Genomic DNA, 18,367 nt, shown 5'->3' with positions numbered 1-18,367 from the left:
ACCCCATGCAGAATTCAAGAACAGGAGGCACGCGATGCCTGCTTTTTCGGACAACGCTGTCCATCGCAATACCCCTACCGTCACGGTCGTGGACAACCGCGGCCTGGTGGCCCGGACTATCCACTACCACCGTCACCCAGACACGCCAACCCTGACGCAACCTCGGATTACGCGCCAGCAGCATGACGCCAAGGGTTTCATGACCCACAGTTGCGACCCGCGCCTGCACGCCAGCGGCCGGGGTAACTTTGCCTGGCTGACCGACCTGGCCGGCACCCCGGTGTGCACCCAAAGCGCCGACGCCGGCGTGTCGATCAACCTGAGCGATGCAGCGGGGCGCCCGTTGCTTGCCGTGTCGCGAATCGCGCTTGATGAGCGCGGCGAGCACGTGCGCAGTGAAGCGGTCACCCGCACTTGGCACTACGAGAACGCCACCCTGCCTGGGCGCCTCGTGGGCATTAGCGAACAGGTCAATGGCCACGCGGCTTGTCGGCTGGAGCGGGTGGTATATGCCGGCAACAGCGCCGCAGAAAAAGCCCACAATCTGGCGGGCCAGGCGAGCCGGCACTACCACACCGCCGGTGTGCTGCAGACCCATGGCGTTGGCTTGACTGGTGTACCCCTAGCGACCACGCAGCGTTTGCTGGTGGATGCCGATAACCCGCAGGTGGAGGCGGATTGGCAAAGTGAACAGCCTGCCGATTGGGAGGCCCAACTGCAGCCGGAAAGCGAAGCCAGCACCACGCTGAGCACGGTGGATGCGACCGGTGCACCCTTGACCACGCGTGATGCCGCAGGCCATCTGCGTCGCCAGGCTTACGACGTGGCGGGCCTGCTCACGCAGCGTTGGCTGACGCTCGAGGGCGGCCCTGAGCAGGTCATTCTCAACGCCTTGAGCTATTCGGCGGCTGGGCAAAAGCTGCGCGAGGAGCACGGTAACGGCTTGGTCACCCAATACTGCTACGAACCGCGCACACAGTTGCTGGCAGAAGTACGCACCGAGCGCCCGACAGGGCACGCGCAAGGGGCCAAGGTGCTGCAAGATCTGCGCTACGCTTACGACCCGGTGGGCAATGTGCTCAGTGTGCGCAACGACGCCGAAGAAACCCGCTTCTGGCGCAATCAGAAAGTCGAACCGCTAAGCACCTATGTCTACGACAGCCTGTACCGGCTGGCCAGCGCCACCGGGCGCGAGATGGCCAATGCCGGCCAGCAGGGCGTCAATCTGCCGGATATGGCGATCCTCGATAACGTCACCTACAGCTGCTACAACCGCACCTATACCTACGACATGGCGGGCAACCTGACCCGCATCCGCCACAGCGCGCCCGCCACCAACCACAGCTACACCACCGATATCACCGTCAGCGACCGCAGCAACCGGGCCGTGGACAGCGCGCTAACCCAGGACCCGACCGCCGTCGAGGCGTTGTTCAACGCCAGTGGCCAGCAAAAGGCGTTGTTGCCGAGCCAGCAACTGAGCTGGACACCGCGCGGTGAGTTGCACACCGTTACCCAGGTCATGCGCGAAGGGGCGGCGGACGATGGCGAAAGTTATCGCTATGACATTGGCAACCAACGCGTGCTCAAGGTCAGTACCCAAAAGACCGCGGCCCACATGCGCACGCAACGTGTGCAGTACCTGCCAGGCCTGGAGCAGCGCAGTACAACCCAGGGCGGCACGTTGACCGAACAGTTGCAGGTGGTGCTGGTGGGCGACGCTGGGCACGCCCAGGTGCGGGCCTTGCACTGGGCTGCAGGCAAACCCCCAGAACTTGCCAACGCGCAATTGCGTTACAGCTATGCCGACCAACTGGGCAGCGGTTGCCTGGAGGTCGATGGCAGTGGTGCGGTGATTAGTCGAGAGGAGTACTACCCGTACGGCGGCACGGCGGTATGGGCCGCTCGCAGCGAAGTTCAGGGGCGCTACAAGTTCGTTCGTTATTCGGGCAAGGAGCGCGATGCGACGGGGCTGTACTACTACGGGTATCGCTATTACCAGCCTTGGCTGGGGCGGTGGTTGAGTGCGGACCCGGCAGGTACGGTGGATGGCTTGAACTTGTACGCGATGGTGCGTAACAACCCGATGACATTGGTTGATGAGTTGGGGTTGAGGGGCAAAGGGAAAAAGAACAAGGGCGGGGGGAACAGCTCCGGAGCACAAGGCACGTCGGTTGCCAGCGGGGCCGGTGACGCTGCTAATGACCCAGTCGCATCAACTTCAGCTTCAGCAGGGGCGAGCCGAGATGGTGCTGGTCTGCTCGCTTCATCCTCTCAATTAGAGCCCTCTGCAGCAGATACCCAAGACGACGATGGCTGGTCGCAAGCTCCTAGTCCTAAGAGTAAGCAGGCAAGCAGGTCGCCGAAGAAAGAATCCGTGGCAGTCAGGGAGGCTGGCAAAACAGATAGTCCAGTGTATGAGAAGTTGAAACGATATCTACCGACAGACAGGCAATCGGGTTATGGTGTTATGGCTATTGGCCAAAGGCCAAAGAGTGATGGTACGAAGCAAGAATATTTCTTCTTGGAAAGAGGTACAGAATCTCGGGGCTTCAAGCATGTTACCACTCGGCACCGTGCCGACTTCGCTGATCAGGGCATAACGAGGGATAAGGACATCGCTGATTTGGTGATGGCCGCCTTGGCCCATGGCAAAGTAATAGGCATTCAAAACCCCCGGCCACTCATGGGTAAACGTCCAATTTACGAGGTCACTTTCAACAACGAACAGCACTTCGTTGCAGTACAACTTTCAACTGACGGCTACGATAAAGCAGAGAGCGTGATAGGCGCTAACCCTAGTGAGAAGCACTACTCCGCCAGAAATGCTGTTGCGAGGTCACGTAAAAAGTAACCCGTGTCGGAAATCTACTATTCTTGGCGCTAAATATGATATGGCGGACGCCTGAAGACGCCTAGAATGACACCCACTTCGGATGTCATGTGAGCAGCGTCCATGGTCGCCCTACAACAACAACCACAGCCCCCCGAAGCCACCTCGCAGATAAAACCGGAACTGCGGGTTGGCTTCGTGCTCCTCAACCAGTTCACCCTGGTCCCGGTCGCTGGCCTGGTCGACTCGTTGCGCTTCGCCGCCGACAAGTCGTTCCGCAGTCAGCAAGTGTATTGCCAATGGGACTGGATGACCCTGGACGACCAGCCGATCACCGCCAGTTGCGGCATGCCCATTTCGCCGACCAAACCGCTCAACCTGTTTGCCCAGTACGACTACATCGTGCTGGCGGGCGGGCTGCTGGGCGAAACGCGTAACCCCCCAGACTGGCTACTCGATGCGCTGCGTGAGGTGCATGCGGCCAATATCCCGATCATCGCCCTGTGTTCAGGTTCGTTCGTGCTGGGCAAGGCCGGCCTGCTCGATGGCCGGCGGTGCGCATTGCATTTCACCTTGCGCGATGAGTTCAAGGAGCGTTTCCCGCTGTCCACCGCCGTGATCGACAAGAGCTATGTGGATGACCGCGGCATTATCACTTGCCCGGGCGGCACGGCCATCGACCTGGCGGCCAACCTGATTCGCCGGCACTGCGGCGCGGTGCGTGCGCAGAAGGGCTTGGAGTACCTGCTGGTGGACGAGCGTGCCGACGCGCAAGAGGACAAGGCCGCCAGCGAAAGCGTTTACCAGAACGACCGTGTGCAACGGGCCATTGCCTTCATGCGCGCCAACCTGGATGCCTCGATGACCCTCAAGGCGGTGGCCGAGGCAGTGGGCACACACCCGCGGCAGTTGCACCGCGAGTTCGTTGCCAACACGCAAGAGCCGCCGGCCAACTACTGGCGCAAGCTGCGCCTGGACCACGCCCGGCGCTTGCTGGTGAATACCAGCCAGAACATCACCACCATTGCCTTGGCGTGTGGGTTTTCCGATGCGTCGCACTTCATCTTGTGGTTCCGCAAGCAGTACGGCGAGACGCCTTACAGCTTCCGCAAACGGCGGCATGAAGTGGAGCGGTTTGACTGGCATGGGGACAAAGTAGGCTTGGACCCGGAGCTGTAATCAAACCTTGCTGGCCCATTCGCGGGCAAGCCCGCTCCTACAGATGGGATAGATGCATACCTGTGGGAGCGGGCTTGCCCGCGAATGGGCCGCAAAGCGGCCCCGGCGCTATCAAAGTTGTCCAAATGCCTGAATTTCGATCCGATACTCAGGCGCCGCCAGCGCAGCCCCCACACACGCCCGTACCGGTGGCTGCTGCCCGACCCAAGCGTCATACACCTCATTCATCGCCGCAAACTCCCCCATGTCAGCCAGCCAGATCTGCACGCGGGTCAGGTTGCCCTTACCTGCGCCAACCTGTGCCAGCCACTGCTCCAGCTGCGCCAGCACGCACCGCGTCTGCGCAGCGATATCGCCCTGTGCAAGGGCGACGATCCCGGAGGTTTCCAGGCGGCCATCCACCAGAACCATCTGGCTGGCCCGTTTGCCGGGGTTGATACGTTCGATCATCCGCGCGCTCCTCAGAACAGTACGTAGGTCTTGCGCAGGGTCTCGTGGATCTCCCACACGCCTTCGCAGTTCTCCGGGAACAGCACCGCATCGCCCGCTCGCAGCTCGACCGGCTCGCCACCGTCGGGGGTAAAGGTGCAGCTGCCGCTGACGATATGGCTGAATTCGCGGTTTTTCAGGAAGCGGCGGAATACCCCGGGGCTGCTTTCCCAGATGCCGATGCTGGCACCCACCGCTTCATCGGTCTGGTCCTGGGCGCTGGCGGCGTGGGCGATCGGTTCGCCGATCGGCATCCGGGCAGGGGCTGGCGTGCCCAGGGGCGAGGTAGCGGCATTGCGGACAACGGTAAGCACTTGGTTCATGGTGTGGCTCCTTCAGGCTTTTCGGGCAACGTTTTTGTAGGACGGTGACGGTGCAGGGGCGGCCCCGCCCAATGCGGCGGCTTGCTGCAGGTCGAGCTTGCTGGTCTCTGGGGCCAGCCACCACGAGATCAGTGCACCGAACAGTGAGATCAACGCGGCGGCGAACATGGTGTTGGCAATGCCATAGGTGGCCAGGGAAATAGGCACCAGGTAGGTGCCCACGGCCGCGCCGATACGCGACAGCGAAGTGGCCAGGCCAACGGCAGACGCGCGGATCTCGGTGGGGAACAATTCGTTGGGGTAGACGTATTCCAGCACCTGGGCGCCGCCGATCAACACCGCGTAGGCGCCAAACAGCACCAGCACGGTGGTGGGCGATGCGTCGGGGAACACGCCCAGCAGCACCAGCGACATGCCCGACCAGAGGAAGCTGTGGATCAGCATCTTGCGCCGCCCCAGGCGGTTGATCAGCTTGGTTGCCAGCAGGCAGCCAAGGGTGAACAGCAGGGTGATGGCGATCGAGCCGTAGGCGGCCCAGTCGCCGGTGAGCTTCAGCGCCTGCAGCACCTTTGGGGCGAACGCATAGATGGCGAACAGCGGGACGATGGCGCAGGTCCAGAACAGGGTGACAAAGGCCATGCGCTTGCCGTAGCCGGAGTGGAACAGCGACCACACCGACACCGGTTTGCCGCTGACGTGTTCGGGCAGATCGGCGATGGAGTAATCCGGGCCGTAGACGCGTTTGATCACGGCATCCGCCTCGGCAGTGCGGCCCTTGCTCAGCAGCCAACGTGGCGATTCTGGCGTGCCGCTACGGGCAATCAGGAACAACGCACCCGGGACCAACGCACTGGCCAATACCCAGCGCCAGCCGTCATCGCCGCCGACGCGCAGCAACAGTTCACCGACCACGTAGGCCACGGCGGCCCCGGCGAACCACATCAGTACCATTGCCGCCAGCAGCGGCCCGCGTTGCTTGCGTGGCAGGAACTCGGCCAGCAGCGAGGTAGCGATCGGGTAGTCGGCGCCGACCGCGATACCAATCAACAACCGCCAGGCGAACAATGCCCAGGCCGACTCGACCCAGAACTGCGCCACCGAAAAACCGACAATGGCGATCAGGTCGACCAGGTACAGCACCTTGCGCCCGTATTTGTCGGTGAACCAGCCACCCAGGAAGCCGCCGAGGAACACCCCGATCAGCGCCGAAGCCGCAATCAGCCCCTCCCAGAAGGCCGACAGTTGCAGGGCCTGGGTGATCTGCAGCATGGCCACGCCGATGATGCTCAGCACATAGCCGTCGAGGAACGGGCCACCGGCGGAATAGACCGTCAGTTTGCGGTGGAACGCATTGAGTGGCGCATCTTCGACGGAGCGTTTGGGGACAGACATTGGACTTACCTCTTGTTGTTATTTGACGCACTTGCGTGGCGGCACTATGGCACCGGGTTGCAGGGGTTCCCTATAACGGTTCGGACGGGTCGTGGGATGGCATTGCGAAGTGTGAATGGCACTGTAGGAGCAGCCTTTTGCTGCGAAGAGGCCGGCGACATCAGCCAAGATTTACGGCGTTGTCACCGGCCTCTTCGCAGCACAAGGCTGCGCCTACCGCGACCGGGTCAATAGCGCATCCAGCACCACTTCGCAGGCCGCGCCCCAGCTGGCACTTACCGGTTGATGCATCAACACGGCCAGCCCATCGGCGGTAAAGGTGCCCGGCGTGGCAATCGCTTGCCCCAGGGCCTTGAGCGTGTGTTCGGGTTGGCGCTGGGCACTGCTCACACAGTCGTGCAGGTTGCCCAGTACCAAAGCGCGTGCGTCGGTTGCGGGCAAGCCTTTGTCAGTCAGCCACTGCTGCAGGTCGTGCAAAAGGAAGTAGAACCAGCCATTCATGCACGCGGCCACCGTGGCCAGCTCGAACGCCGCTTCATCCTGCAATACCACCAGGTTGCCCAGCCCGGCCAGGCATCGCTCAGCGGGGGGATCCGGGGGGTAGACCACTACTGTGGACTGGTTGTGTTGCGCGGCATAAGACAGCATCACGCGCACGCAGTGAGCGGCGGGGAAGGCGGCTTGCAGCTGTTGCAGGTTCACACCTGCTGCCAACGACAGCAGGCGTTGTCCGAGGTGCAGGTGTACCTCGCCGGCCAGGTGTGCCAGTGATTCCGGGCGCACGCCCAGCATCAGCACCTCGGCCTGGTCGACTACCGCCTGATTGCTCGGCAGTACCTGGCAACCGTGTGCGTGGGTCAGTGTTTCGGCGCGCTGGGCGTTGCGTGGCGACAGCAGGATCGCGCCGTCGAAACCACCGCGGCGCAGGCCGATAACGACTTTTTCGGTCAGCTCGCCGACCCCGAGGATGCCCAGGCTATGCATGATGCCTCCTTGTCAGCTTTCCAGGCCGGCGCGGCGCTGGCCCCAGTGCAGGTTCAGGTTGACGCCCAGGCTCAGCAGCGGCTCCGGCGGGTTGCGGTTGGGCCCGGCCGCGCCCAGCAGGAAGTCGATCAGCTCGTCACGCTCGCCACTCAGCCAGTCGGCCAACAGGGTCCCGGTGGCGGTGCCCCGTGTAATTCCCAGGCCGTTGCAGCACAGCGCCGCATGGACATTGGGTGCCAGCGTGCCGAAGTGCGATTGGTGGTTGCGCGACAGGCACATCGAACCGCCCCAGGTGAATTCGAACGGTGTACCCGCAAGCATCGGGAAGCGCCGCTCGAACGACGCCCGGTGCTGTCGCCCGGCCCGTTGCAGGTGGCGCTGGTTGGCGCGCCCATCGGCGTTGAAACTGAAGCTGTTGCGCACCAGCAGGCGCTGGTCCAGGGTGCGTCGCAGGGTGCTGCCAAACGGGTCGGCGGGGATGATGCCCCAGGTCGCCTTGCCACCTAGGCGTGCTTGTTCGTCTTCGCTCAGGGGCCGGGTCATGCTGGCGTAGGTGAAAATCGGCAGCAGCCGCCCCGGCAGGAAGCCGAAGTACGAGGCGAAGGCGTTGTTGGTCAGCAGCAACTGCTCGGCAACGATCTCGCCATGGGCATGCGTGAGGGTGATGCGCGTGCCCTGTTCGATGCGGGTGATGGTGGTGTGTTCGTACAGCGTCACGTTGCTGGGCAGGCTGTCTGCCAGGCCTTTGGCCAAGGCGGCCGGCTGCAGTAACTGGGTACCTGGGGTGTACAACGCTTTGCGGTAGAACGCGGTGCCGAAGTGCTCGGGCAGGTCACGGGCATCGATCATCTGGTAGGGCTGGCCGAGTTTCTCCAGGCCGCTGCGGTACGCTTCGAGCACCGCCAACCCTTTGTCTTCGACCGCCGCCTGGTACTTGCCGTCTGGGCGGATCTGGCAGTCGATGCCATGCTGCTGGATCAGCGTGTGCAGTATCGACTGCGCGCGCAGGTTGAGCTTGAGGTTCATCCGCGCCGTGGCCAGCTCACCGATGTAGTCCGGTGCGCCGATGTCATGGGGCAGGTCGATGGCAAAGCCCGAGTTGCGCCCCGAGGCGCCAAAGCCGACTTCCTGGGCTTCGAGCAGGATCACCTCGTCATTCGGGTGATGCAGCGCCAGCTGCCGTGCGGCGGCAAGGCCGGTGAAGCCAGCACCGAGCACCACCCAGCGCGCTTCGCTCCGCCCCCGGTGCGCGGCACGTGGCTGGCGCAGGGGGCTGAGGTGGAACCAGCCGCAACCGTTGTCGTCCGCGGGGGTAGAGGTGTTTCTGTACATGGGTTTTATCCGTGTTGTTTTCTTCACTGTCGCATGGCCCGGGCGGGGGGCATATAACGGGAATGACGGGTCGTGGGAGGTTTTGGATTGACCGCGGCAAGCCCTGCATGATTTGCTCGGTTTGCCGGTGATTGGCCCGTGCAAAGGCCCCGGCACCTAACGATCATTCAAAGGAAACTGAAGGTCTGCCATGTCCGAATACACGCTCCACTGCTTCGCCGAATCCGGCAATGCCTACAAAGCCGCCCTCATGCTCGAACTCACCGGCCAGCCTTGGCAGCCGGTGTTCGTCGACTTTTTCAACGGCCAGACCCGCGAGCAGGCCTGGCGCGATGAAGTGAATGAGCAGGGCGAGGTGCCGGTGCTCGAACATGCGGGCAAGTCGTTCACCCAATCGGCCTTGATCCTTGAATACCTCGCCGAGCAGACCGGCCAGTTTGGCCCACGCGATGAGGACGAAAAGCGCGAGATCTGGCGCTGGATGCTGTTCGACAACCACAAATTCACCAGCTACTACGCGGCGCTGCGGTTTATCTATTGCCTGAAACAGATGGGCGAAACCGATGTGACCAAGTTCTTGCGTGATCGCGCCACGGCGGCCTATCGCATCGTTGATGCACATTTGGCGAAGACGCCGTTCATGGTCGGCGGGCGCTTGACCATCGCCGACCTGTCGTTGGCGGGGTATGTGTTCATGCCTGAAGACACGGGTATCGCGCTGGACGAATTCGTTCATATCGAGGCCTGGAAAGCGCGGATCAAGAGCACGCCAGGCTGGAAGCACCCCTATGACCTGATGCCGCGGACAGCGCCTGTTCAAGTGCCATTCGGATGACTGGTCGTGACAAGCGCTAGCGCATGACTACGCTCAGGACGTAAGACACATTCTGCAACAACTGGCCAGTTGGCCCTGATGGATCTCGCTCACCCGCTGCAGATGGAAGGCCGCACTGGTTTGCAGGTCGCCCCATGGGGGGGCCGGAACTCACGGGGGTCATGTGCAACCCCCGTGCTACTCCAAGCGGAGGCTCTACATGCTCAAAAAATGCTTGTTGGCTTTGGCAATCGGCGCGGTTTTGTCAGCGTCGGCCGTGTTGGTGCCTGACTCCATTGGCGGTGCGTCCAGCGCGTATGCGAAGGATGGCGGTGGTGGAGGTGGCGGCGGCCATGGTGGCGGCGGTGGCGGCGGTGGTCATGGCGGCGGTGGGGGTGGTAGCGGTGGTGGAGGTGGCGGCGGTGGCGGTGGTCACGGCGGCGGCAGCGGTGGTGGAGGTGGTCATGGTGGTGGCAGTGGAGGCGGCGGCAGTGGCGGTGGTGGAGGCCACGGCGGCAGTGGGAGCGGACACAGCGGCGATGGCGGCGGACATGCCAGCTCAGGCCGTGGTGAAAGTGGACGCAATGGCGCCGATGATGGTGCCAACCATGAGGCCAACCATGAGGCCAACCATGAGGCCAACCATGAGGCCAACCATGAGGCCAACCACGAAGCGAATCACGAAGCGAATCACAGTGTTGGCGAGGCCCACGGTGTAGGGCATGGCGCCGATGATGGGGCCGATCATGATGTCGGCGATGATCATGGCGGTGACCGCACCTAGCATTTGAGTGGCCCGTACCGGCCTTTTCGCGGGTAAACCCGCTCCCACAGGATCTTCACTGGCCTTGAAAGCAGTGGAATACCTGTGGGAGCGGGCTTGCCCGCGAAGAGGCCGGTACAGGCACTGCATATTTCAAATCGACAACCGCACCACCCGGTTATCCAGAACTTGCGATGCTTGCCCCCGCCTTTTATTCACCACCAACTCGCCAATCGCGATCAGCCGTGTCCGGGTGATGTTGCGCGACAGCCCCAGCAACTGCGCGGTATGCACCTGGTTGTAATGGCAAAAACGGTACGCCGAGCGCAGCAGGGCATTTTCGACCTTCTCGTACAGCCCCCCAGGCTGCTCCTCGTACAATTGGCTAAACGCCCGCTGCAGCAGTTCTTCCACGGCATTGCTGGCAGGCTCCTCCTGCCGTTCGATACGCAGGTTGGACAGCCGCAAATCCTGCGCCTGGATCACCCCGTCAGCACAGGTCAACAAGCTGTGGTGAATGACGTTTTCCAACTCACGGATATTGCCCGGCCACGCATAGTCAACCAGCTTGGCCTGGGCCGTCGGGTTCAGTTCCACCGGCCCGTAGCCCAGCCGGTCGCTGTAGCTACGAATGAAATGCCGCGCCAATGGCAGGATGTCACCTGGCCGGTCACGCAGCGGGTGCAACTGCAAGGTCACCACGTTCAGCCGGTAATACAAGTCTTCGCGAAAATGCCCGGCATTGATGGCCTTCTCCAGCTGCACGTTGGTCGCCGCCAGCACCCGCACATTGATCGGGATGCTTTTGCGTGAACCCAGCCGCACCACTTCGCGCTCCTGCAACACCCGCAGCAGCTTGACCTGGATCGGCAAGGGCAGGTCGCCGATCTCATCGAGGAACAGCGTGCCGCCGTCAGCCTCCTCGAACCAGCCGGCCTTGGCCGCCAGGGCGCCGGTGAAGGCGCCTTTTTCATGGCCGAACAGTTCGGCCTCCACCAGCGACTCGGAAAACGCCCCGCAATTGACCGCGACGAATGGGCCGTTACGCCGGCCGCTGAGGTTATGAATATGGCGTGCGACCAGCTCCTTGCCCGTGCCGGTTTCGCCGATGATCAGCACGCTCGCCTCACTCGGCGCGACCTGTTGCAGGTGGGCGAGCAGCGCCTGTGACCTGGGGTCTTCGAAAACCTGCGCGGTCGCCCTGATCGAGGTGGCCAGTGTCGGGGACGGGGGGAGGGTCAGCAGTTGCATGGGCAATCCTCAGGAGTAGAAGGATGGGTCAGGGCGCTTGCCGTTGAGGGCCCACTCGCCCAATTCATGGATGCGGTAGTCCACGGGGTCGTGCAGGGTCTGTGTCCTCAGGTTGCGCCAGTGGCGGTCGAAGCGCAGCGAGGCGTGGGTAGCGCGGGCACCGGTGACCTCGAACAGCCGGTTGCAGATATCCAGGCCATGGCGGCTGGCGGCAACCTTGGCGGTGCCGATGGCCAGGGCCAGGTCGCCGCGTTCCTCTGCGCTCAAGGCATGCTCCTTGGCCCAGGCGCTATCGAGCTGGCGGGCAGCGCGTTCGATCAGCAAACGGACGCTTTCCAGGCCGACCCAGAACTCGCCGTAATGGCGCAGCACATAAGGGTCTTCGGCAGGGGTGGTGGCGTTTGAGCGGAACCACGGCCGGCTTTCCTTGAGGGTGTACTGGCGGGCTTCCTCGTACGCGCCTTCGGCGATACCCAGGAACAGGTTGGCGAAGTGCAGCTGCGCGATCAGCGGGCGCAAGGCGGCGAAGGGCGTGCTCAGCGGCCCTGGGTCGAGCAGCAGTTCAGAGTGCTCGACCCGCACCCGTTCAAACGTGGCGCTGCCGCTGTCGGTCTGGCGTTGGCCGATGTTGTGCCAGTCGCTGTGCAGGCTGATACCGGTACGGCCACTGGGGATCGCGGCGATCAGCAGTTTGCCGCCCGCGCGTTCGTCCACGGCGGAGGCGATCAGCATTTCCGAGTCGCTGGCACCGGAGCAGAAGCTCTTCTTGCCAGAGAATTCGCACCAACCGTCGAAGTGCTTGACCACGGTGCGTGTGTCCAGCGGGTTGAGGGCGTTACCCCAAAACCACTGCTTGCGTGCAGTCTGCTCGAACCACGGCTGCCATTGGTCTGGGCGCGAAAACAGGCGCACGGTGGCCAGCATCAGGTGATGGAAACCGAAGACGTGGGCAATGGAGCTGTCGACCCGGGCGAACTCGCGCACCACTTCGAAAGTATCGAACCAGCTCGCGCCTTGGCCACCGAACGCTTGTGGGATAGCCAGCGACAACAGGCCGCTGCCACGCAGCGCGTCGCGCTCAGCCTTGGGCGTACCGCCGCGCTCGTCACGCTCGACGGCGGTCTGGGCGAACTGCCCAGCCAACTCGCGGGCGATGGCCAGGGCAGGGCGTGGTGCCGTGTTTACCGGTGCATTCATGGCCGCTCCTCAGGCGCTTTTGCGCAGCGCGTGATGGGCGCCGAACAGAGGCACGGCACGTTCGGCGGCCAGGCGGATACGCGCGGCGAGGGCCTCACTGGAAACGCGGTAGTCGGCCAGTTCCGCTTGGCTGGCAAACACACCAATCGGCAGTGTCAGGGCCTGCAGGAAGCTGAACAGCGGGCGCAACTGGTGATCGAGCACCAGCGCGTGGCGCTCACTGCCCCCAGTGGCGGCGAGCAGCACTGGGGTGTCGACCAGGGCGTCCTGACCAATAAGGTCGAACAGATGCTTGAAGTGGCCGGTAAAGCTGCCGCGGTACACCGGCGTGGTCACCACCAGCAGGTCGGCCTTTTCCACCAGCCGCAGTTGATGCTCCACCGCCTCGGGCAGCTCGCTGCGCCACAGGGCACTGCCCAACGGGCGGGCAATGTCACCCAGGTCGATGAGGTGAGGCTTGATGTTCAGGTGTTCGGCCAGTTCCGCGAGGATCGCCTCGGTCAGGGCCAAGGTGCGCGAAGGGCGGGTAGTACCGCCAGACAGGGCTACGACATTCAGTGGGGTGCTCATGGGCAAGTCTCCGGTTCGGGTTGAGCGGGGGACTTTGCTGGAGCAATCGTCGTGCCGTTTATAAAACCTATCTTAGATCAACGGGTTACGCGTTTTAGCGCCCGGGGCGATGTTGCCGTGCGGGCGCTGGCTGTTGATCGGGTGTTGCGCTGCAGACAGTTGGCCGGGTGTTGGCGGCTGTACAGTTGGGAGTGTTATAGAGGAATTTGGGTGCGGCTAAAAAAGAATAAGAACTTATATTCTTATTCCGCTGACCAGTCGGCGCGCGCGAAGCTCGATTTCCTAGGCGCTGCAAATCCCATGGCGAACCCCTAGCAACCCATCGCCACATCCACCCCTAACCGTGCGGCACTGCCTTGGTCGCCGTATTGCCCGCATATTCAGGCTTCAAGTGCCCCTGCTCATCCAGCAGGTACGCATCCATCACCTCGCGCACCACCGGCCCTGCCACACGCCCGCCCGCTTCGCCGTTCTCGATCATCACCGCCACCACCACGCTTGGGTGATCGGCCGGTGCGAAACCGACGAACAGGGCGTTGTCGCGGTGCCGTTCCAGGGTCTTGTTGCGGTTGTAACGCTCGCCTTGCTTGATCGCCACCACCTGCGCCGTGCCGCTCTTGCCGGCGATGCGGTACTGGGCGCCGGCTGCCGAGGCGCGGGCGATGCCGCGGGGGTCGTGCATGACCATCTGCATGCCTTGGCTGACCTGGTCCCAGGCGCGTTTGTCATGCAGCACGATGTCGGGCATCGGGTTGGGGTCGACCGGGGTCTCGCCACCCACTGTCATGGCCAGGTGCGGGCGGTGCCATACACCCTTGCTCGCCAGCAGGCTGGTGGCCTGGGCCAATTGCAGCGGGGTGACCTGCATGTAGCCCTGGCCGATCCCCAGGATCAACGTCTCGCCCGGGAACCAGGCCTGGCGGCGCGTGGCGCGCTTCCATTCGGCGGAAGGCATCAGCCCGGACGCTTCCTCGAACATGTCCAGCGACACTTTCTGCCCCAGACCGAATTCGGCCATGTAGTCGTGCAGGCGCTCGATCCCCAGCTTGTGCGCGAGGTCGTAGAAGTAGGTGTCGTTGGACCGCATGATGGCGGTGTACATGTCTACCCAGCCGTCACCGCTGCGGTTCCAGTTGCGGTATTTGTGTTCGTAGTTGGGCAGCTCGTAGTAGCCCGGGTCGAACACCCGGCTGCCGGGGGTGATCACGCCACTGTCCAGGCCGGCGATGGCCACTTCCGGCTTGACCGTCGAGCCCGGCGCATACAAACCGCGCAGCACGCGGTTGAACAGCGGCCGGTCGATGGAATCGCGCAGGGCGGCGTACTGCTTGAAGCTGATGCCTTTGACGAACAGGTTGGGGTCGAAGCTTGGGTTGCTGACCATCGCTAGCACGTCGCCATTGGCAGGGTCCAGCACCACCACCGAACCGCGGCGGTCGCCCAGGGCCTTTTCGGCCGCCAGTTGCAAGTGGCTGTCCAGGCTCAGGATGATGTCCTTGCCGGGGATCGGGGCCTTGTGGTTGAGCACGCGCATGACCCGGCCCTGGGCGTTGGTCTCGACTTCTTCATAGCCCACCTGGCCGTGCAGCTGGCGTTCGTAGAAGTGCTCGATACCGGTCTTGCCGATCGACTGCGTGCCGCGATACTCGGTGCTGTCGAGGGTCTTGGCTTCTTTCTCGTTGATGCGCCCAACATAACCCACCGAATGGGCGAAATGCTCGGCCAGTGGGTATTCGCGGATGAACTGCGGTTCTACTTCAAGGCCGGGCAGGCGGAACTGGTTGACCGCAACCAGGGCGATCTGTTCTTCGTTCAGGCCGACCATCAGAGTGACCGGCTCGAAGGGTTTGCGGCCGCGGCGCAGGTCCTTGTCGAACTGCCGGCGGTCATCCTCCGAAAGGCTCAACACCTGCGCCAGGGTATCCAGCACTTTGGCTGAGTCGCCGGCCCGCTCACGGGTCATGGTCAGGTCGAAACTGGGCTTGTTGTCGGCCAGCACCACACCGTTGCGGTCATAGATCAGCCCGCGCTCAGGGGCGATGGGCAGCACGTGTACGCGGTTGTTTTCCGACACGGCGCTCTGCTGGTCATGTTGCAGCACCTGCAGCACATAAAGGCGGCCCACGAGGACGGCGACCAGGGTGAAGACCAGGGTGGCGCAGGCGATCAGCCGGCGGTTGACCAGGTGCTTTTCCTTTTCGTGGTCCTTGAGGGGGATGGGCTGCGGCATGGGTGGCTCTGTGGGGTGGCGGTGTGGCCGGGCGGCGGCCCCGGGGCCGGCGATGCTACGCAACCCCTCCCTTTCGCTCAAGGCAGGCGGCCTTGGGCAGGGGCTGGCGATCAGCTGTTGGCCCCGGTATCAGGGTGTTCACGGCGAACATGAAGATTTGTTCATGCCGGCACTCGGATGGCTGCGCAGAGGGGGCGTAGAAAGTTGTTTGTGGATCCACAAAACAACTGCTGTGCGATAAGCGAACGAAATAATCATCAGGCGCTAAATTCATAAGATATGGAAAATTAACGGATTCTTGTATTAATTCGTTGTGCGCTTGCCGCTTTGTGTTGTCGGATTGGTGTTTAGCAAATCACACACGGTTGTCTGTGGATCCATTATCTGATTGATTAGCGCCTGACGACGGCCAGCCCTCCGGCCGTGCGCGACGACAATTACAAGAAGGGTCCAGTCATGAATGGCTTATCTGGGGCACGGAACTGTCAACGTTCCTTCTGCTCTGCTTGCGTGTGCACGTCTGTCCTCCCGCCTGTGGCCCGCATCGGCCTGCAGGTGGCCCCATGAACATCGATCTCAAGCAACGTCTGGACAATGACCCGATGGGCCGCTTCCAGTGCCTGGCCATCGGCATTTGCATCGTGCTGAACATGATCGATGGCTTTGACGTGCTGGTGATGGCCTTCACGGCCGCCTCGGTGTCTGCCGAGTGGGGCCTGAGTGGGGCGCAGGTGGGGCTGCTGCTCAGCGCCGGCCTGTTCGGTATGGCGGCAGGGTCACTGTTTATTGCGCCGTGGGCCGACCGCGTTGGCCGGCGCCCATTGATTCTGTTCTGCCTGGCGCTTTCCGGTGTGGGCATGTTGCTCTCGGCGTTGAGCCAGAGCCCGTTGCAACTGGCGCTGCTGCGCGGGCTGACCGGCCTTGGCATCGGCGGCATCCTGGCCAGCAGCAATGTGATCGCCAGTGAATATGCCAGCAAACGCTGGCGTGGCCTGGCAGTGAGCCTGCAGTCCACGGGGTATGCCCTGGGCGCGACCTTGGGCGGCTTGTTGGCGGTATGGCTGCTGGGCCACTGGGGCTGGCGTTCGGTGTTCCTGTTCGGCGGCATCGTCACGGTGCTGGTGATCCCGCTGGTGCTGCTGTGGCTGCCGGAGTCGCTGGACTTTTTGTTGGCACGCCGCCCGGCGAATGCCTTGGCGCGGGTCAATCGGTTGGCCGACAAACTCGGGCAACCGGCACTGTCCCAGCTGCCGCCGCCCGCGCAAGGCGTGCCTGGTGCCGCCACAGGGTTCAGGCAGTTGCTGACCCCCGCCATGCGCCGCACCACGCTGGTGATCTGGTTGCTGTTCTTCCTGGTGATGTTCGGCTTCTACTTCGTCATGAGCTGGACCCCGAAGCTGCTGGTCGCGGCTGGCTTGTCGGCGCAGCAGGGCATTACCGGCGGGGTGCTGCTGAGCGTTGGCGGCATCCTTGGTGCGGCGCTGATTGGCGGCCTGTCGTCACGCTGGCCACTGAGCCGCGTGTTGGCGATGTTCATGCTGGTCACGGCCGGGCTGCTGGTGCTGTTCGTGGCCAGCGGGTCATCGGTCACTGCCGCGCTGGCGCTGGGCTTGCTGATCGGGCTGTTCGCCAACGGTTGCGTGGCTGGGCTGTATGCGCTGTCACCGGTGGTCTATGACGCGTCGGTGCGCGCCACCGGGGTGGGCTGGGGCATCGGCATTGGCCGGATCGGCGCAATCCTGTCGCCGACCGTGGCCGGCGTACTGCTCGACGGCGGCTGGCAACCGCTGCACCTGTATGGGGTGTTTGCCAGTGTCTTCGTGCTTGCTGCTGGTTGCCTGGTGTTGCTCAAGCCAGCGTCGCGGCCGGGGCAGGCAGTGATGGCCGATGCCTAGGGTCGGGCTTTTGGTGCCCGGCCTGGCCGTAGATCCCAGCAAAATGTTGCCAAGAATGGGTGTGGCTGGCAGGTGTACGCCGCAGCAATTTTGCCGGCATTGAGATCGAGCGCCGCCCGCGCGGCGCTTCGCAGCACAAGGCTGCTCCCACATCTGTTTCGGGCCAGTGAGGCCTGTGAGATTTGCGCGCGACCGCCTTGTTGGTCCGACTCAATATCGTGTGAGGCGCCAAGGGGGCGCGCGCTCATGGCACAGGAATAATTGGCCCGAAACAGATGTGGGAGCAGCCTTGTGCTGCGAAGCGCCGCGCGGGCGGCGCTCGATCTCATGGCCACCCAATGCGTCGTGGCGAGCACTGCGATAAGATTACCGCTCATGTCTCTGGAAACTGCCTGGATGAGCAAGCCCGGTCAATTGGTGCTGGTTACGCTTCGCAAGATGATCGCCTCCGGCGAATTGGCGGCCGGCGAGCGTCTGATGGAAATCCCCACCGCCGAACTGTTCGGTGTCTCGCGGATGCCGGTGCGCATGGCATTTCGCACCCTCGAGCAGGAGGGCCTGCTGGTGCGTTTTGGCGGGCGTGGGTTTCAGGTGCGTTCCGTCAGCGCAGATGACATCGCAGGTGCGGTCGAGGTGCGTGGCGTGCTGGAAGGCCTGGCTGCGCGCCAAGCGGCAGAGCGTGGGCTGTCCGCTGAAGCGCGCGCGGCGCTGCAGCGCTGCCTGGTCGAAGGCGACCAACTGTTCGACAAGGGTTTTGTCACCGAGGAAGACCTGCAGGCCTACCATGACCTCAACATGCGCTTCCACCAGGTGATCATCGCAGCCAGCCACAACCCGGCGATTGCCGATGCCCTGGCGCGCAATGATCACCTGCCGTTTGCCTCGGTCACTGCGCTGGCCGTGGACCGCCACGACCTGGCGCGAGAGTACCGGCGCTTCAACTATGCACACATGCAGCACCATTCGGTGTTCGATGCCCTGGTCAGCGGGCAGGGCGCCCGCGCCGAGGCCATCATGCGCGAGCACGCCAATGCCACCTTGCGCTACGCCGAGACGTTCGGCGCGGCCACGGCCGATGCGCGCATGAAGGTCATCCTGCCCTCGTCCTGAAGCGC

General features: G+C 63.2%; 16 protein-coding genes. 5 read left to right on the top strand and 11 right to left on the bottom strand.

The annotated features are described in order from the left end of the window. Positions 1 to 199: 199 nt before the first annotated feature. Entirely contained in the window at positions 200 to 2,854 is a 2,655-nt protein-coding gene (locus ACMCNM_RS18730; RefSeq protein WP_412765142.1) for an RHS repeat-associated core domain-containing protein, read from the top strand. A gap of 102 nt (positions 2,855 to 2,956) precedes the next feature. Continuing rightward, positions 2,957 to 4,012, top strand: a complete 1,056-nt coding sequence (locus ACMCNM_RS18725) for a GlxA family transcriptional regulator (RefSeq protein ID WP_186679763.1) — start codon at positions 2,957 to 2,959, stop codon at positions 4,010 to 4,012. A 111-nt stretch (positions 4,013 to 4,123) separates the two neighbouring features. Here the strand turns inward: ACMCNM_RS18725 and ACMCNM_RS18720 are convergent, their stop codons facing one another. From ACMCNM_RS18720 to ACMCNM_RS18700, 5 genes are all read right to left on the bottom strand, one after another. After that, on the bottom strand, positions 4,124 to 4,462 hold the full coding sequence (locus ACMCNM_RS18720; protein WP_412765141.1) for a RidA family protein: 339 nt from the start codon (positions 4,460 to 4,462) through the stop codon (positions 4,124 to 4,126). Between the two features lie 11 nt (positions 4,463 to 4,473). Next, positions 4,474 to 4,824 carry a cupin domain-containing protein gene (locus tag ACMCNM_RS18715; protein ID WP_412765140.1) on the bottom strand — a complete coding sequence of 117 codons (351 nt, stop codon included), beginning with the start codon at positions 4,822 to 4,824 and terminating at the stop codon, positions 4,474 to 4,476. 12 nt (positions 4,825 to 4,836) lie between these two features. Continuing rightward, positions 4,837 to 6,216 (bottom strand): MFS transporter, encoded by a 1,380-nt coding sequence (locus ACMCNM_RS18710; RefSeq protein WP_099453710.1) that lies wholly within the window; start codon positions 6,214 to 6,216, stop codon positions 4,837 to 4,839. 213 nt (positions 6,217 to 6,429) lie between these two features. Beyond that, on the bottom strand, positions 6,430 to 7,200 hold the full coding sequence (locus tag ACMCNM_RS18705) for an NAD(P)-binding domain-containing protein (RefSeq protein WP_412765139.1): 771 nt from the start codon (positions 7,198 to 7,200) through the stop codon (positions 6,430 to 6,432). Between the two features lie 12 nt (positions 7,201 to 7,212). Next, positions 7,213 to 8,532 (bottom strand): NAD(P)/FAD-dependent oxidoreductase, encoded by a 1,320-nt coding sequence (locus ACMCNM_RS18700; RefSeq protein ID WP_412765138.1) that lies wholly within the window; start codon positions 8,530 to 8,532, stop codon positions 7,213 to 7,215. A 190-nt stretch (positions 8,533 to 8,722) separates the two neighbouring features. On the opposite strand from ACMCNM_RS18700, the gene ACMCNM_RS18695 reads away from it, so the two are divergent. Further along, a complete protein-coding gene (locus ACMCNM_RS18695; protein WP_412765137.1) occupies positions 8,723 to 9,367 on the top strand; it encodes a glutathione S-transferase family protein in 645 nt (214 codons plus the stop codon). A gap of 244 nt (positions 9,368 to 9,611) precedes the next feature. Here the strand turns inward: ACMCNM_RS18695 and ACMCNM_RS18690 are convergent, their stop codons facing one another. The 6 genes from ACMCNM_RS18690 to mrdA all read right to left on the bottom strand — a co-directional run bounded on the left by ACMCNM_RS18690 (position 9,612) and on the right by mrdA (position 15,357). Then, positions 9,612 to 9,899 carry a hypothetical protein gene (locus ACMCNM_RS18690; protein WP_412765136.1) on the bottom strand — a complete coding sequence of 96 codons (288 nt, stop codon included), beginning with the start codon at positions 9,897 to 9,899 and terminating at the stop codon, positions 9,612 to 9,614. A 6-nt stretch (positions 9,900 to 9,905) separates the two neighbouring features. Continuing rightward, positions 9,906 to 10,112 carry a hypothetical protein gene (locus ACMCNM_RS18685; RefSeq protein WP_412765135.1) on the bottom strand — a complete coding sequence of 69 codons (207 nt, stop codon included), beginning with the start codon at positions 10,110 to 10,112 and terminating at the stop codon, positions 9,906 to 9,908. Between the two features lie 150 nt (positions 10,113 to 10,262). Further along, positions 10,263 to 11,360: a sigma54-dependent transcriptional activator SfnR gene (gene sfnR, locus ACMCNM_RS18680; protein ID WP_085273331.1), complete on the bottom strand. Its 1,098-nt coding sequence runs from the start codon at positions 11,358 to 11,360 to the stop codon at positions 10,263 to 10,265. Positions 11,361 to 11,369: 9 nt separating this feature from the next. Beyond that, a complete protein-coding gene (locus tag ACMCNM_RS18675) occupies positions 11,370 to 12,557 on the bottom strand; it encodes an acyl-CoA dehydrogenase family protein (RefSeq protein ID WP_412765134.1) in 1,188 nt (395 codons plus the stop codon). A 9-nt stretch (positions 12,558 to 12,566) separates the two neighbouring features. Beyond that, on the bottom strand, positions 12,567 to 13,127 hold the full coding sequence (gene msuE, locus ACMCNM_RS18670; RefSeq protein ID WP_412765133.1) for an FMN reductase: 561 nt from the start codon (positions 13,125 to 13,127) through the stop codon (positions 12,567 to 12,569). 337 nt (positions 13,128 to 13,464) lie between these two features. Beyond that, positions 13,465 to 15,357, bottom strand: coding sequence for a penicillin-binding protein 2 (gene mrdA, locus ACMCNM_RS18665; RefSeq protein ID WP_085273334.1), 1,893 nt, complete (start codon positions 15,355 to 15,357; stop codon positions 13,465 to 13,467). A gap of 563 nt (positions 15,358 to 15,920) precedes the next feature. Between mrdA and ACMCNM_RS18660 the strand changes: the two genes are divergently transcribed. Together ACMCNM_RS18660 and ACMCNM_RS18655 are read left to right on the top strand one after the other, a co-directional pair. Continuing rightward, the gene (locus tag ACMCNM_RS18660; RefSeq protein WP_412765132.1) at positions 15,921 to 17,252 is read left to right on the top strand and encodes an MFS transporter; all 1,332 of its coding nucleotides are present in this window, start codon (positions 15,921 to 15,923) and stop codon (positions 17,250 to 17,252) included. A 396-nt stretch (positions 17,253 to 17,648) separates the two neighbouring features. Next, positions 17,649 to 18,362: a GntR family transcriptional regulator gene (locus ACMCNM_RS18655; protein WP_027593685.1), complete on the top strand. Its 714-nt coding sequence runs from the start codon at positions 17,649 to 17,651 to the stop codon at positions 18,360 to 18,362. Positions 18,363 to 18,367 lie beyond the last annotated feature (5 nt).

This window comes from Pseudomonas sp. NGC7, from assembly GCF_047159675.1.
Lineage (GTDB): Bacteria > Pseudomonadota > Gammaproteobacteria > Pseudomonadales > Pseudomonadaceae > Aquipseudomonas > Aquipseudomonas kermanshahensis.
The sequence above is the reverse complement of the archived record's forward strand: the minus strand, read 5'-3'. Positions and strand labels throughout refer to the sequence as shown.

Bases quoted from the DNA above. Each gene is read 5' to 3' on its own strand.
- ACMCNM_RS18730 (WP_412765142.1), top strand. From the start codon at position 200: ATGACCCACAGTTGCGACCCGCGCCTGCACGCCAGCGGCCGGGGTAAC.
- ACMCNM_RS18725 (WP_186679763.1), top strand. From the start codon at position 2,957: ATGGTCGCCCTACAACAACAACCACAGCCCCCCGAAGCCACCTCGCAG.
- ACMCNM_RS18720 (WP_412765141.1), bottom strand. From the start codon at position 4,462: ATGATCGAACGTATCAACCCCGGCAAACGGGCCAGCCAGATGGTTCTG.
- ACMCNM_RS18715 (WP_412765140.1), bottom strand. From the start codon at position 4,824: ATGAACCAAGTGCTTACCGTTGTCCGCAATGCCGCTACCTCGCCCCTG.
- ACMCNM_RS18710 (WP_099453710.1), bottom strand. From the start codon at position 6,216: ATGTCTGTCCCCAAACGCTCCGTCGAAGATGCGCCACTCAATGCGTTC.
- ACMCNM_RS18705 (WP_412765139.1), bottom strand. From the start codon at position 7,200: ATGCATAGCCTGGGCATCCTCGGGGTCGGCGAGCTGACCGAAAAAGTC.
- ACMCNM_RS18700 (WP_412765138.1), bottom strand. From the start codon at position 8,532: ATGTACAGAAACACCTCTACCCCCGCGGACGACAACGGTTGCGGCTGG.
- ACMCNM_RS18695 (WP_412765137.1), top strand. From the start codon at position 8,723: ATGTCCGAATACACGCTCCACTGCTTCGCCGAATCCGGCAATGCCTAC.
- ACMCNM_RS18690 (WP_412765136.1), bottom strand. From the start codon at position 9,899: ATGTCCGCCGCCATCGCCGCTGTGTCCGCTCCCACTGCCGCCGTGGCC.
- ACMCNM_RS18685 (WP_412765135.1), bottom strand. From the start codon at position 10,112: ATGATCATCGCCGACATCATGATCGGCCCCATCATCGGCGCCATGCCC.
- sfnR (WP_085273331.1), bottom strand. From the start codon at position 11,360: ATGCAACTGCTGACCCTCCCCCCGTCCCCGACACTGGCCACCTCGATC.
- ACMCNM_RS18675 (WP_412765134.1), bottom strand. From the start codon at position 12,557: ATGAATGCACCGGTAAACACGGCACCACGCCCTGCCCTGGCCATCGCC.
- msuE (WP_412765133.1), bottom strand. From the start codon at position 13,127: ATGAGCACCCCACTGAATGTCGTAGCCCTGTCTGGCGGTACTACCCGC.
- mrdA (WP_085273334.1), bottom strand. From the start codon at position 15,357: ATGCCGCAGCCCATCCCCCTCAAGGACCACGAAAAGGAAAAGCACCTG.
- ACMCNM_RS18660 (WP_412765132.1), top strand. From the start codon at position 15,921: ATGAACATCGATCTCAAGCAACGTCTGGACAATGACCCGATGGGCCGC.
- ACMCNM_RS18655 (WP_027593685.1), top strand. From the start codon at position 17,649: ATGAGCAAGCCCGGTCAATTGGTGCTGGTTACGCTTCGCAAGATGATC.